Below are 12,920 nucleotides of genomic sequence, written 5' to 3' on the forward strand. Positions count from 1 at the left end.
CGCAAGGTAAAAATTATGGATAACGCAATTTTCCCGAACAAATTTAAGGCCGCGCTGGCGGCTCATCAGGTGCAGATTGGCTGCTGGTGCGCGCTGGCTAACCCGATCAGTACTGAGGTGCTGGGTCTGGCCGGTTTCGACTGGCTGGTGCTGGATGCGGAACACGCGCCGAACGACGTGACCACGCTTATCCCACAGCTGATGGCGCTGAAGGGCAGCTCCAGCGCGCAGGTAGTCCGTGTGCCGACCAATGAGCCGATCATCATCAAGCGCATGCTGGACATCGGCTTCTATAACTTCCTGGTGCCGTTCGTCGAGACGGCTGAGCAGGCGGCGCAGGCGGTGGCGTCGACCCGCTATCCGCCGGAAGGGATCCGCGGGGTCTCCGTTTCCCACCGCGGCAATATGTTTGGCACCGTGCCGGACTACTTCGCCCAGTCCAACAAGAACATTTCCATTCTGGTGCAGATTGAGAGCCAGACCGGGGTAGATAACGTCGAGGCGATTGCCGCGACCGAGGGTGTGGACGGGGTGTTCGTTGGCCCGAGCGACCTGGCTGCCGCTTTAGGCCATCTCGGCAATGCCGCCCATCCTGAGGTACAGCACGCTATCCAACATATCTTTGCCAGCGCGAAGAAACACGGTAAGCCAAGCGGCATTCTGGCGCCAGTGGAAGCTGATGCGCGCCGCTATCTGGAATGGGGGGCGACTTTCGTCGCCGTCGGCAGCGATCTGGGCGTCTTCCGCTCAGCAACGCAGAAACTTGCTGATGCGTTTAAAAAATAATCACCAGGATGAAGAGAGAGAACATTATGACAATCAAAGTAGGTTTTATCGGTCTTGGCATTATGGGTAAACCGATGAGCAAAAATTTGCTGAAAGCAGGTTATTCGCTGGTGGTGTCCGACCGTAACCCGGAAGCGATTGCCGACGTGATTGCCGCGGGTGCAGAGACCGCGACGACGCCGAAGGCGATTGCTGAGCAATGTGACGTGATCATTACCATGCTGCCAAACTCTCCGCATGTGAAAGAGGTGGCGCTGGGTGAAAACGGCATTATCGAAGGCGCAAAGCCGGGCACCGTGGTGATTGATATGAGCTCTATCGCGCCGCTGGCGAGTCGGGAAATCAGCGAAGCGCTGAAAGCCAAGGGTATTGATATGCTGGACGCGCCGGTGAGCGGCGGCGAACCAAAAGCCATCGACGGCACCCTGTCGGTGATGGTCGGCGGCGATAAGGCGATCTTTGATAAATACTACGATCTGATGAAAGCGATGGCGGGCTCCGTGGTGCATACCGGCGACATCGGCGCGGGCAACGTCACCAAACTGGCTAACCAGGTGATTGTCGCCCTGAACATCGCAGCGATGTCTGAAGCGCTGACTCTGGCGACCAAAGCTGGCGTCAATCCGGATCTGGTCTATCAGGCGATCCGTGGCGGCCTGGCGGGCAGTACCGTGCTGGATGCCAAAGCGCCGATGGTGATGGATCGTAACTTCAAGCCGGGCTTCCGTATCGACCTGCATATTAAAGATCTGGCGAACGCCCTGGATACGTCCCATGGCGTGGGCGCTCAGCTACCGCTGACGGCGGCGGTAATGGAGATGATGCAGGCGCTGCGTGCGGACGGTCTGGGCACCGCGGACCATAGCGCGCTGGCGTGCTACTACGAAAAACTGGCGAAAGTGGAAGTCACTCGCTAACAAGAAGGGCGCCTTGCGCGCCCTGTTATTCTTGCCTTGCGCGGCACTGTCAGGCTACAAAATTATGAAAATCGTCATTGCCCCAGACTCTTACAAAGAAAGCCTTTCTGCCACCGAGGTAGCTCAGGCGATAGAAAAAGGATTTCGGGAAATTTTCCCCGACGCGCAGTATGTTTCCATGCCCGTCGCCGACGGCGGCGAGGGAACGGTGGAGGCGATGATTGCCGCGACGCAGGGAACGGAACATTCCGCATGGGTGACTGGCCCGCTGGGCGAGAAAGTGGAGGCCTGCTGGGGCATGTCCGGCGATGGCGTCACTGCGTTTATTGAGATGGCGGCGGCCAGTGGCCTGGGACTCGTTCCGCCCGAAAAACGCAACCCTCTCATCACCACTTCACGCGGTACCGGCGAGCTGATATTACAGGCGCTGGAACATGGCGCGAAACGGATCATTATCGGTATCGGCGGCAGTGCGACCAACGACGGTGGAGCGGGCATGATGCAGGCGCTAGGCGCCTGTCTTTGCGACGCCGAGGGGCAGGAGATCGGCCATGGCGGCGGTAGCCTGAGCCGTCTGAGCCGGATCGATCTTTCCGCCATCGATCCACGCTTACGTGACAGGATGATCCACGTGGCCTGTGACGTCACTAACCCGCTGGTGGGCGAGCGCGGCGCGTCGCGGATCTTTGGCCCGCAGAAAGGGGCGACCGAGGCGATGATCGTTGAGCTGGATCGTAATCTGGCGCACTTCGCCGACGTCATTAAGGCGTCGCTGCAGGTGGACGTTAAGCCGATCCCCGGGGCGGGGGCGGCCGGCGGCATGGGCGCGGCGCTGATGGCCTTTCTTAATGCGGAACTGCGTAGCGGGATTGAGATCGTTACCGAGGCGCTGAAGCTGGAAGAGCAGATCCATGACTGCTCGCTGGTGGTCACCGGAGAAGGGCGGATCGATAGCCAGTCTATTCACGGTAAGGTGCCGGTGGGGATAGCCCGGGTGGCGAAAAAATACCGTAAGCCGGTGATCGGTATTGCTGGCAGCCTGACCCACGACGTTGGCGTGGTTCACCAGCACGGTATCGATGCGGTTTTCAGCGTGTTAACCACAGTTTCGACGCTGGAAGAGGCATTTCGCGGGGCATTTGATAACATTTACCGCGCGTCGCGCAATATCGCCGCCACCCTGCAGGTTGGGATGACGACAGAAGGATGACAACGGGCGGTAAACCCTCTATACTGCGCGCCGAAGCTGACCAGACAGTCGCCGCTTCGTCGTCGTCCTCCTTCGGGGGGAGACGGGCGGAGGGGAGGAAAGTCCGGGCTCCATAGGGCAAGGTGCCAGGTAACGCCTGGGGGGTGTCACAGCCCACGACCAGTGCAACAGAGAGCAAACCGCCGATGGCCCGCGCAAGCGGGATCAGGTAAGGGTGAAAGGGTGCGGTAAGAGCGCACCGCGCGGCTGGTAACAGTCCGCGGCACGGTAAACTCCACCCGGAGCAAGGCCAAATAGGGGTTCATAAGGTACGGCCCGTACTGAACCCGGGTAGGCTGCTTGAGCCAGTGAGCGATTGCTGGCCTAGATGAATGACTGTCCACGACAGAACCCGGCTTATCGGTCAGTTTCACCTCTTTATGCAAAAACCCCGCTCCGGCGGGGTTTTTGCTATTCGAATACCGGAAGCAGGATGAATGACTGTCCACGACGCTATACCAGAAGAACGCGGCTTATCGGTCAGTTTCACCTCTTTATGCAAAAACCCCGCTCCGGCGGGGTTTTTGCTATTCGAATAGCGGGGACAGGATGAATGACTGTCCACGACGCTATACCAAAAGAACGCGGCTTATCGGTCAGTTTCACCTTTTTATGTCAAAACCCCGCTCCGGCGGGGTTTTTGCTATTCGAATAGCGGGGACAGGATGAATAACTGTCCACGACGCTATACCAAAAGAACGCGGCTTATCGGTCAGTTACCGTTATTTAACCACCTTAGGATTCTGTAGCGTCGGGATCGTGGAATCTTGCACCTGATGAACCTGGCCGACGATCGTGGCGACGCTGCCATTGCTTAACGCCTCAACGTCTGCGCTGTTATGTGAGCCAAAATTGAAGGTCAGACGTTTATCCGTTTTATTCTGCTCATCTCGCATGGTCACGGTAAAATAGTAGCTGCCGGCGATACCGCTCATTCGGCGAATGTCGACAATCACGCCGCGCACCTTGACCCATTTGCCCAGATAATCGCTGCTGGCCTTCGCCGGGTTGAGGGTAAACGGCTGCAGGAACTGGGCGACTGAATACGTCTGCATCGAAGCGACGGCGTCATCTCCCGGTTGAAATAATTTGTCTCCCGCGGAATAAAAGGCTTTAGACGCCAGGCCGCAGCCGCTTAACAGCGAGATGACAAAAAACAGCGGTAATACGCGAGTGCGTAATAACATAACTATCTCCTTATATATTTTAAAAATGATATCCCTGTTTTTATGTATGACATCTTTCTCGCTAATTAAATAAAGTAACCGTGGCTACTGTCAATTAATTTCCGTGATAAGCGCTAAAGTCATTTTATATAAACGTGGTATTTTTCATATGAATTCATTTGGTGAGAACATTTGAATTCCTTATGTATTGAATGGTTTGTGAACAGGTGCACGCTGTGAATAATCTTTAGGTATTATTTTTTACATTTATTCACTACCAACTGTAAAATAATAAACCGCTATTTCAGACACTTTCACTTCAGGATAAAACAATGAAATTAATGACCCGTATTGCGTTCGCAGCCCTTCTGACTACCGGTTTCTCTCTGTCTGCGCAAGCCGCGGACGTGCAGGCGGCGCCAGCGCCGGCGCAGGACCCTATTGTCCAGCACTTAAAACTCACCAGCGATCAGGTTGCGAAAATTAAAAGCCTGCATCAGCAACTGGAAAATAATGTTCAACAGATTTCGCAGCAAGACATTAAAGATGGCGCCCTGATTAACGTGATTGATTCCGGAAAATGGGATGAAAAGGCGGTCAAGGATCAGCTGGCTGCCTTCAGTAAGATCGATCAGCAGGTGCGTTATTACCGCGTGAAGTATTATTTCGATGTGAATCAGGTCCTGACGCCGGAGCAGCGTACCCAGGTGAAAAAAGATCTTGCCGACGCGCTGAGCGAATAATGCCATCGGCCCCTTTCGGGGCCGATATTATCTTCAGGCTATAAACGAAAATCGAATCATTGATATTGCCTTTTCAGGCGAGACTTTCTTCATCCCGCAGACGAATCTCCGCTTCGACAACAATGGCTTCCAGTTCGCTCAGCATCTCATCATAACCAAAGCTGACGACGCCGGCGGTTTCCGGCTGCGTCGGGGCTGATGGCGTCGGGGACGCCTTTTTTCTGTTTTTCTTTTTACTCACTGACAGACTCCATCCCTTCCGTTGTTACACCGGTAAATCTATCAGCAAAGCGCGCAGCGGCGTATCGGCGACGAGGGTAATGTTAGCTTCGTCACGAATAAATGCGCCGTCACCACAGGTGAGAGCCTGTTTTTGTTGTTCCTGCGCGACGGCATGGACGGTGCCGTGGATTGACTGCAGGTAAGCGCGTGGGCCATGCAGCTGCACGCTAATCTGCTCTCCTTTCTCCAGTGCGATATGGTAGACCCAGGCCTGCTGGCGAAGCTGGAGACTGCCGTTCTCTCCCTCCGGCGAGGCCAGCAGCTGCAGCGGTGCGCTCACCACTTCGGTTTTCTGCTGTAGCGGGTTTTCCCGCTGCGGGCAAGCGTCGAGCCACAGCTGCATTCGCGTTAACGACTGCTCTTTGCTCAGATTATGCTCGCTATAGCTCACGCCAGGCTGGGTGGCGATAAGCAGCGCTTCACCGGCTTTGGCCTGCACGTGGTTGCCCTCGCTGTCGCGATATTCTGCTTCGCCTTCCAGAATCAGGTTCAGGATATCGACTTTTGGGTACGTCCTGGCCTGGAAGGAAGCGCCGGGCGCCAGCACTTCCTGGTTGAGGACGCGCAAGGACGCGAAGCCCAGTAATTTCGGGTCGAAGTAGTGGCCAAAGGAGAAGGTGTAGCGGGCCTGCAGCCAGCCGAAGTCTGCTTGTCCGCATTGTTTGGCTGTTCGGGTAGTAATCATGTTCTTGACCTCTCTTTACACTAAATCAATGGTAAAGGTATGGACGCTGTATTGTTAGCCAGATATTCTGCCCGGTATGTTCAAATTTCCTGAATGAGAAAGCGATGGCCAAAGAGAGAGCATTAACGCTGGAAGCGTTGCGTGTGATGGATGCGATCGACCGCCGTGGGAGCTTTGCTGCCGCGGCTGATGAGCTGGGACGCGTGCCTTCCGCCCTGAGCTATACCATGCAAAAACTGGAAGAGGAGCTGGACGTGGTGCTGTTTGACCGCTCAGGTCATCGCACGAAGTTCACCAACGTTGGACGAATGCTCCTGGAACGCGGGCGCGTGCTGCTCGAAGCGGCGGATAAACTCACCACCGATGCGGAAGCGCTGTCGCGCGGTTGGGAAACCCACCTGACGATCGTCACCGAAGCGCTGGTGCCCACCCCGGATCTGTTTCCGCTAATTGAAAAACTGGCGACCAAATCTAATACGCAGTTGTCGATTATCACCGAGGTGCTGGCCGGCGCCTGGGAGCGGCTGGAGCAGGGGCGGGCGGATATTGTTGTCGCGCCGGATATGCATTTTCGTTCCTCCTCGGAGATTAACTCGCGCAAACTCTATTCGGTGCTCAGTGTGTACGTCGCGGCGCCGGATCACCCGATCCACCTGGAGCCGGAACCGCTCTCGGAAGTGACCCGCGTGAAATACCGCGGCGTCGCAGTAGCGGATACCGCACGCGAGCGGCCCGTCCTTACCGTTCAGCTGCTGGATAAACAGCCGCGCTTAACGGTGAGTACCATTGAAGATAAGCGCCAGGCACTGCTGGCCGGGCTAGGCGTGGCGACCATGCCCTATCCGCTGGTGGAGAAGGATATTGCCGAAGGGCGTCTGCGGGTCGTCAGCCCGGAATACACCAATGAAATTGACATAATCATGGCCTGGCGGCGGGATAGCATGGGCGAGGCGAAGTCCTGGTGTCTGCGCGAAATCCCTAAGCTGTTTGCGGGACGCTAGTCGAGAAGACGCTCCTCCCGCTAGCGGGAGGAGCGGGAAGATTAATAGGAGAAGGGTTTCGGATCGGGTCCGAAGCGATTGTTGCCTTCGGTGCCGCGCTGGCAGTTAAAGATCAGGATCACCAGCCAGCCGATGACCGGGATCAACAGCAGCAGCAGCCACCAGGCTGAGCGGTCGGTGTCATGCAGACGCCGAAACTGCACCGCCCACCACGGTAAAAAGACCAGTACGCCATAGATGGTCGTCAGAATGCCTTCGCCGCCCGCCCGCTGCCAGCCCAGCATTGTATCGATGATGCTCAATACGCCGGTCAGGATGAGGTTGACCAGAATAAACATCCAGTACTCTTTGCGCCGCGCACGGCCGCCAAATCCTATATAGTTTTTTAATGCCTTGAGATACCAGTCCATTTCTACGCCTCAATTAACCGTCAATCACTTGTTTTTTAAGCGATCGCAATAAGAATAGACGTGAATGAATGGTGGGTAAATATCTGTTTTCTGAATTATTGGGCGCCATCACTGGCGCCCGAAAGATCAACGGAAGCGCTGATCGCGGCCGTGGGGTTCGTTGAGATCCTGTTGCGGTCCAATGGAGATAATGCCGGTTGGATTAATGGTTTTATGGCTGCGGTAATAGTGGTGGCGGATATGCGGAATACTCACCGTCTCCGCGATGCCGGGCATCTGGTAGATGTCGCGCAGAAAACCGTACAGGTTGAGATAATCGCTAATGCGCCGTTTGTCGCATTTAAAATGCGTCACATATACCGGGTCGAACCGTACCAGCGTGGTCCACAGGCGAATATCGGCTTCCGTCAGCTGATTTCCCGTCAGGTAACGATGCTGACCGAGGATCTGCTCCAGCCGCTCCAGTGAAGTAAAGACCGCCTCGACCGCTTCGTCGTAAGCCTGCTGGCTGGTGGCAAAGCCGGCCTTATACACGCCGTTGTTGACGTTGTCGTAGATCCAGCCGTTCAGTTCATCGATTTTTTCCCGCAGCGCCGGCGGATAGTAATCCCCGGCTCTGGCGCCCAGACCATCGAAGGCGGTATTAAACATGCGGATGATTTCTGCCGACTCATTGCTGACGATGGTCTGCTGCTTTTTGTCCCACAATACCGGGACCGTGACGCGACCGGTATAGTGCGGGTCAGCCTGCAGATAGAGCTGATAGAGGAACTGATGATGATAGAGCTGGTCGCCGGTAGCACCAGGGAAATCATCGGCGAAGGTCCAGCCGTTTTCCAGCATCAGCGGATTGACCACGGAGACGGATATAAAGGGTTCCAGTCCTTTCAGCTTGCGCAGAATTAACGTGCGGTGCGCCCACGGGCAGGCCAGAGAAACATACAGATGATAACGGTCTTTTTCTGCGGCAAAGCCACCTTCGCCCGCAGGCCCCGGCGCGCCATCGGCCGTGAGCCAGTTACGGAAGGCCGAAACGGAACGCTTAAATCGTCCTCCGGTGGATTTGGTGTCATACCAGGTATCTTGCCAGACGCCGTCGACTAATTGTCCCATTACTTCCTCCTGCAGATAGCAAAAGCGAGGAGATATCCCCTCGCTTTTTTTAGATTTTTACTCAGTATAGTGCGCTTACCACTTTTTATTCAGTACGCGGTCGATGCTGAATGCGCCCGGTCCGGTAATGGCCAGCAGCAGATAACCGCCAGCAATGGTCAGGTTTTTCATGAACATCAGCGAGTTCACGCCTTCCGCAAAGTTGCTGTGGAACAGGAACGCGGTCAGCAGCGTAAAGCCTGCGGTGAACAACGCGGTGGTACGGGTCAGGAAACCGAACAGAATCGCCAGACCGCCGCCGAATTCAAGGAGAATGGTCAGCGGCAGCAGTGCTCCCGGCACGCCCATGGCTTCCATATACTGCTGGGTTCCGGCGTAACCAGTGATTTTGCCCCATCCTGCAGTGATAAACAGAATCGGCATCAGAATACGCGCTACCAGTACACCAACATCTTCTAATTTTTTCATTTCTTACTCCAGAAAACCCAAAGGGCGGCAGTTTTGTTTTTTAGCGCAATCCCGCGTGGTTACACGGTGTTGCTGTCGATGGAGAGGATAGTAACGAGGCGGAGAGGGAATTGTTAGCAAGGAAAACTGTAGATCTTCTTCAAAGTTTCTGAGCAATAAGTGCGGTGAGGAGAAATTTTCTGGCGACGAGGGGAACTACCCGTCCCGATATCGGGTGGCTGAGCGGAATGAATTGAGATCTGAGGGGGGCTAACCGCGGGTTGCGGCGAAGGCCCCGGCTGCCGCGAACGGCGTATTGTATCGGACGGGGAAATGGCAGAGCGGGGCGCCGGGATAAGCGCCCGCGCTCCGGGCTGCTAGTGTGTTGACGACTGGCGCAGGATCCCGCGGACCATCCGCCAGGTGCTCCACAGTCCGAGACCGCGTTTGGTCCAGCGCATCAAAAAGTGCGGGTGTCGTATGGACCAGACGGCCATCAAACCGCTGCCAACCATCAGCCACGAACGTAAACTCAGCAGCGTATGCCAGCCGCGATCGAGGGGCGCTGTCGCCTCCAGCCAGTGGCGACGACAGGCGCTAAGCTCCAGTCGTTGCTGCTGGATCTGGCGCAGCAGCAGCGCCTTTTGCCGTTCACGCTCCTGTCGGCCATTCACGGTTTATCGTCCTCCAGAAGGGCACGGTCGTTCTCCAGCTCTTTACGCGTCAGGCGCAGCAGCGTGGAGCGGCGCGCCTTACGTAGGGTAAGGATACCCACGATCGCGGCGGCGAGGAGCAGAACGACGGTGGTGGCGATCATGACGTGCAGGCGGTACTGGGCGTCAACGGCCCAGATAACCAGCACCAGCAGACTCATGAGGCCAAACGCGGCAAACAGCAGCGTCAGTCCGGTCATGATCAGCAACTGGAAGAGGTTGGCTTTCTCCTCCTCCAGCTCCACGACGACCAGGCGCAGCCGTGTTTCCACCATTTCGGCCAGCAGCGTGACGATACGCTGGCCAATGGAGAACACGCGCTGGCCTGGCCCCTGCGTGTGTTGAGTATTCGCCATAATCAGCGACGCGACAGCAGGACACCCAGCACCAGCCCGACGGCGGCACCAATCCCGACTCCTGTCCACGGATTTTCGCGAACATAATCATCCGCCCGCGCGGCGGTCTCGCGCGTTTGACGCAAAATCGCATCGCTGGTTTCACCCAGGCGGGCACGACTCTCTTTTAGCGCGCTCTCTGCTTTACTAGGCAGTTTACCAATCTCTTCTTTCGACTTGTCCGCTGAGGAATTCAGAACTTCCTCCAGGGTATCCGCCAGCGTTTTCAGTTCTGCACGAAGGTCGTCAGTCACATTCTCTTTAGCCATGTCGTTCTCCTGTAGCGTGGTCCGTGTTGCGAAAGTTAACTGTTATTAGTAGTCCCGAGACTCCAGCGTTTTTAACTCCTGTTGCGCTTCATTGAGTTTATGCTGGCGTTTGTTGATTTTGTCCGCATCGCCTTTCTTCCGGGCTTCCTGCAGATCACGCTGACGTTCAGCGATCTCTTCCCGCTGTTTGGCAATTTTTTGCTGATGATCGGCTTTGAGTTTACTGTCGCTGCAGTTTTCCCGTACCTGACGTAGCGCGGTATTTAGCCCATCAATGCGACTTTGATTATGATGCTTTTCGGCATAGCTGATCTCTCGTTGAATATCCTGCTCTTTTTCCTGGCAGGGAGAGGCTGCTATGGCGCTGGCGCTAAGTGAAGTCAGGGCCAGAAGCAGAGCGATGCGGTGTTTCATGGATAGTACCTTCCATTGTCTGAGGGTATACCCGGAGGATATACCCGTTCCCGATGGTGAACGGGAATGCGTTGATTCCCGCAGGTTTAAGCATAGTAACAAATGCAGGAAACCACCAGACTGCGTAAAAAACGCAGTAAGGCGGTAGTTTACCCGAGCCGGTGAGGCGCGTCGCGCAGACGGGATAACCAGGCGGTGGCCGAGTTATCGTCCTCCAGCAGGGCAATAATATAACCATGTGGCAGAGCGCGACCGAGAACCTCTTTCGCCGCCGCGCCCTGGGCGGTGGAGTCGAACTTAATCAGCAGGCCATCTTTTTGCGGCGTAATGCTCTTAAAGCGGATACCGTTGGCGTCGAGATGATGCCAGACGGAGAAGCCGTCCGGCATGCTGACGCCCTGGCCAACCGGACGGATCGCCAGCGTGGCCTCCTGCTGCTGCACTGCCAGCCAGAGCCAGAACAGCGCGCAGAGCACAAGAGAGCCACCCAGCAGCCAGCTCAGCTGGCGCAGGGAGGGGCGTTTAATGACCATCATTAGCCCCGGCTTCTGTATTTTTTCTTCCACAGCACCACCAGCGAGCCGATCAGTCCGAAGACCAGCAGCGCGACCGGAAGGAGCATCAGGCAGGACATCAGCTGATCTTCATACTTGAGGAATACCGGGGTTTTGCCCAGCAGATAGCCCAGCGAGGTCAGGATGAGCACCCACAGCAGGCCGCTCATCCAGTTAAAGAACTGAAAGCGAGCGTTATTGAGGCCTGAAAGGCCGGCAATCGTCGGCAACAGCGTACGCACGAAGGCGATAAAGCGGCCGATCAGCAGCGCGGAGAGCCCATGCTTATGAAACAGGTGATGCGCGCGTTGATGATAGTGAGAGGGCAGATGCGACAGCCAGTTTTGCACGATCCGCGTATTGCCCAGCCAGCGCCCCTGAATGTAGCTCAGCCAGCAGCCGAGGCTGGCGGCGGCGGTAAGCAGCAGCAAGGTTTCCGGAAAGCCCATCGCCCCTTTGGCGATCAGCACGCCCACGAGCACAAGCAGACTATCCCCCGGTAAAAACGCGGCAGGCAGTAACCCGTTCTCAAGGAACAAAATCATAAACAAGACAAAATACAGCATGCCAATCATGGAGGGATTCGCGAGCGTTTCGTAATCCTGAGCCCACAAGGCATTCAATAACTGGGTTAAAAGTTCCATTCACGATTCCTGGTACATCGGTTAACGGCACGTCTGAGCGCGTGGCATGTTGGGCGACAAGATTTTTATGAGATTTTGGTCGCTGCTTAGGCGCTCTGAACGCTTCCCTGTATAAGACTGAAGTAAGTAAACACTTACCCCCAGAACGGCAAAATGCATCTAATTGTAACAAATCAGCTGACTTTACGTCAGAGAAATTGCAAGGTGTTGCTCGTTGATTTTGCTGATTGCGGCGGTGGGAGGCGAGAGGATTTACACAGGCTGACACTATATATGTTTTACTTACTCCAGCCGGCCTGGGGGGCAGGCGCGCAGGGGCCGCGCGCCGTCAGGATAAGCGCTTATTTCGCGCTGTTGGCCGCCGTATCGAGATGAACTACCGGATTATCGGCAAATAAGTAGCGATCGGCATTAAATTCAAAGTCATCGCTGGTTTCGTTAAACAGCATTTGCTTGGTATTTTCCAGATGCTGCCACATCGCCAGCTTGGCGGCGTTGGGATCTTTACGCAGCAGGGCTTTCAGGATCTGATCGTGATCGTCGCACCAGTTATCGACCGTGCGCAGGTCGATATGCTCATGCAGCTTTTTCCAGTACGGGTTATGCACGCGCTGGGTCCACATTTTTTCCACGATCGCCGCCAGCGCACTGTTCTGCGTGGCCAGCGCCACCTGGACGTGGAACTGGAGATCCCACTCGGAGTCGCGGAAACACTTCTCGTTGCGCGCTTTCTCCTGAATCTCCATCAGCTTCATGATGTCCTGTTTGGTCACCTGAGTCGCCGCGAATTCAGCAATATTGCTTTCAATTAGCTGCCGCGCCTGCAGGAGTTCAAAAGGGCCATAGTTGGCGAATTCAAGGCTTTCATCGGCCACCTGCTGGTACTTGGGATGGTTGGAGATGACATGAATACCCGACCCTTTGCGGACTTCGACATACCCTTCCACTTCCAGCATGATAATGGCTTCACGAACCACGGTGCGGCTGACGTTTTTTTCATCGGCGATAAAGCGCTCGGCGGGCAGCTTATCCCCTACAAGGTAGACACCTTGTTCGATGCGCGTCTTCAGCTCAGCGGCAAGCTGCTGATACAGACGGCGTGGTTCAATGATTTCCATATTCGCTCCCGCAA

Annotated in this window: 18 protein-coding genes and 1 other RNA gene; 6 read left to right on the top strand and 13 right to left on the bottom strand. The window is 55.6% G+C overall.

What is annotated here, in order from left to right:
* Nucleotides 1-15: 15 nt before the first annotated feature.
* The 4 genes from garL to rnpB all read left to right on the top strand — a co-directional run bounded on the left by garL (nt 16) and on the right by rnpB (nt 3,328).
* On the top strand, nt 16-786 hold the full coding sequence (gene garL / locus AC3EMD_RS03065) for a 2-dehydro-3-deoxyglucarate aldolase (protein WP_008806598.1): 771 nt from the start codon (nt 16-18) through the stop codon (nt 784-786).
* A 26-nt stretch (nt 787-812) separates the two neighbouring features.
* Complete coding sequence (gene garR, locus AC3EMD_RS03070; protein WP_012540492.1) at nt 813-1,703, top strand: 2-hydroxy-3-oxopropionate reductase; 891 nt, start codon at nt 813-815, stop codon at nt 1,701-1,703.
* A 64-nt stretch (nt 1,704-1,767) separates the two neighbouring features.
* Nucleotides 1,768-2,913 (top strand): glycerate 2-kinase, encoded by a 1,146-nt coding sequence (gene garK, locus AC3EMD_RS03075; protein ID WP_302073923.1) that lies wholly within the window; start codon nt 1,768-1,770, stop codon nt 2,911-2,913.
* Nucleotides 2,914-2,945: 32 nt separating this feature from the next.
* Nucleotides 2,946-3,328: RNase P RNA component class A (gene rnpB / locus AC3EMD_RS03080), an RNA gene on the top strand.
* 346 nt (nt 3,329-3,674) lie between these two features.
* On the opposite strand, the gene AC3EMD_RS03085 is transcribed toward rnpB, so the two are convergent.
* On the bottom strand, nt 3,675-4,139 hold the full coding sequence (locus tag AC3EMD_RS03085) for an OB-fold putative lipoprotein (protein ID WP_016161866.1): 465 nt from the start codon (nt 4,137-4,139) through the stop codon (nt 3,675-3,677).
* Between the two features lie 311 nt (nt 4,140-4,450).
* Between AC3EMD_RS03085 and AC3EMD_RS03090 the strand changes: the two genes are divergently transcribed.
* The gene (locus AC3EMD_RS03090; protein ID WP_008806593.1) at nt 4,451-4,861 is read left to right on the top strand and encodes a Spy/CpxP family protein refolding chaperone; all 411 of its coding nucleotides are present in this window, start codon (nt 4,451-4,453) and stop codon (nt 4,859-4,861) included.
* Between the two features lie 73 nt (nt 4,862-4,934).
* Here AC3EMD_RS03090 and AC3EMD_RS03095 read toward each other — a convergent pair whose 3' ends face one another.
* On the bottom strand, nt 4,935-5,102 hold the full coding sequence (locus AC3EMD_RS03095) for a hypothetical protein (protein WP_008806592.1): 168 nt from the start codon (nt 5,100-5,102) through the stop codon (nt 4,935-4,937).
* A 24-nt stretch (nt 5,103-5,126) separates the two neighbouring features.
* Nucleotides 5,127-5,828, bottom strand: a complete 702-nt coding sequence (locus tag AC3EMD_RS03100) for a pirin family protein (protein WP_302073924.1) — start codon at nt 5,826-5,828, stop codon at nt 5,127-5,129.
* Between the two features lie 104 nt (nt 5,829-5,932).
* On the opposite strand from AC3EMD_RS03100, the gene AC3EMD_RS03105 reads away from it, so the two are divergent.
* Nucleotides 5,933-6,829, top strand: coding sequence for a LysR family transcriptional regulator (locus AC3EMD_RS03105; RefSeq protein WP_155870160.1), 897 nt, complete (start codon nt 5,933-5,935; stop codon nt 6,827-6,829).
* Nucleotides 6,830-6,870: 41 nt separating this feature from the next.
* Here the strand turns inward: AC3EMD_RS03105 and AC3EMD_RS03110 are convergent, their stop codons facing one another.
* The 10 genes from AC3EMD_RS03110 to exuR all read right to left on the bottom strand — a co-directional run bounded on the left by AC3EMD_RS03110 (nt 6,871) and on the right by exuR (nt 12,906).
* The gene (locus AC3EMD_RS03110; RefSeq protein WP_155011799.1) at nt 6,871-7,239 is read right to left on the bottom strand and encodes a DUF805 domain-containing protein; all 369 of its coding nucleotides are present in this window, start codon (nt 7,237-7,239) and stop codon (nt 6,871-6,873) included.
* Between the two features lie 126 nt (nt 7,240-7,365).
* Entirely contained in the window at nt 7,366-8,352 is a 987-nt protein-coding gene (locus AC3EMD_RS03115) for a glutathione S-transferase family protein (RefSeq protein WP_008806589.1), read from the bottom strand.
* Nucleotides 8,353-8,427: 75 nt separating this feature from the next.
* Nucleotides 8,428-8,820, bottom strand: coding sequence for a DoxX family protein (locus AC3EMD_RS03120; protein ID WP_002917920.1), 393 nt, complete (start codon nt 8,818-8,820; stop codon nt 8,428-8,430).
* 356 nt (nt 8,821-9,176) lie between these two features.
* Nucleotides 9,177-9,473, bottom strand: coding sequence for a YqjK-like family protein (locus AC3EMD_RS03125; RefSeq protein WP_008806588.1), 297 nt, complete (start codon nt 9,471-9,473; stop codon nt 9,177-9,179).
* Entirely contained in the window at nt 9,470-9,868 is a 399-nt protein-coding gene (locus AC3EMD_RS03130) for a phage holin family protein (RefSeq protein ID WP_008806587.1), read from the bottom strand. Before AC3EMD_RS03130 ends, AC3EMD_RS03125 begins: the two co-directional genes overlap by 4 nt.
* A 2-nt stretch (nt 9,869-9,870) precedes the next feature.
* Nucleotides 9,871-10,176, bottom strand: coding sequence for an ElaB/YgaM/YqjD family protein (locus AC3EMD_RS03135; RefSeq protein ID WP_302073925.1), 306 nt, complete (start codon nt 10,174-10,176; stop codon nt 9,871-9,873).
* Between the two features lie 45 nt (nt 10,177-10,221).
* Nucleotides 10,222-10,590 carry a DUF1090 domain-containing protein gene (locus tag AC3EMD_RS03140; protein WP_008806585.1) on the bottom strand — a complete coding sequence of 123 codons (369 nt, stop codon included), beginning with the start codon at nt 10,588-10,590 and terminating at the stop codon, nt 10,222-10,224.
* Nucleotides 10,591-10,739: 149 nt separating this feature from the next.
* On the bottom strand, nt 10,740-11,117 hold the full coding sequence (gene mzrA / locus AC3EMD_RS03145; RefSeq protein WP_162493301.1) for an EnvZ/OmpR regulon moderator MzrA: 378 nt from the start codon (nt 11,115-11,117) through the stop codon (nt 10,740-10,742).
* 8 nt (nt 11,118-11,125) lie between these two features.
* Nucleotides 11,126-11,788: a DedA family general envelope maintenance protein YqjA gene (yqjA, locus tag AC3EMD_RS03150; RefSeq protein WP_004206121.1), complete on the bottom strand. Its 663-nt coding sequence runs from the start codon at nt 11,786-11,788 to the stop codon at nt 11,126-11,128.
* Nucleotides 11,789-12,129: 341 nt separating this feature from the next.
* The gene (gene exuR / locus AC3EMD_RS03155) at nt 12,130-12,906 is read right to left on the bottom strand and encodes a transcriptional regulator ExuR (protein WP_012967188.1); all 777 of its coding nucleotides are present in this window, start codon (nt 12,904-12,906) and stop codon (nt 12,130-12,132) included.
* Nucleotides 12,907-12,920 lie beyond the last annotated feature (14 nt).

The organism is Klebsiella sp. PK18 (assembly GCF_057784655.1).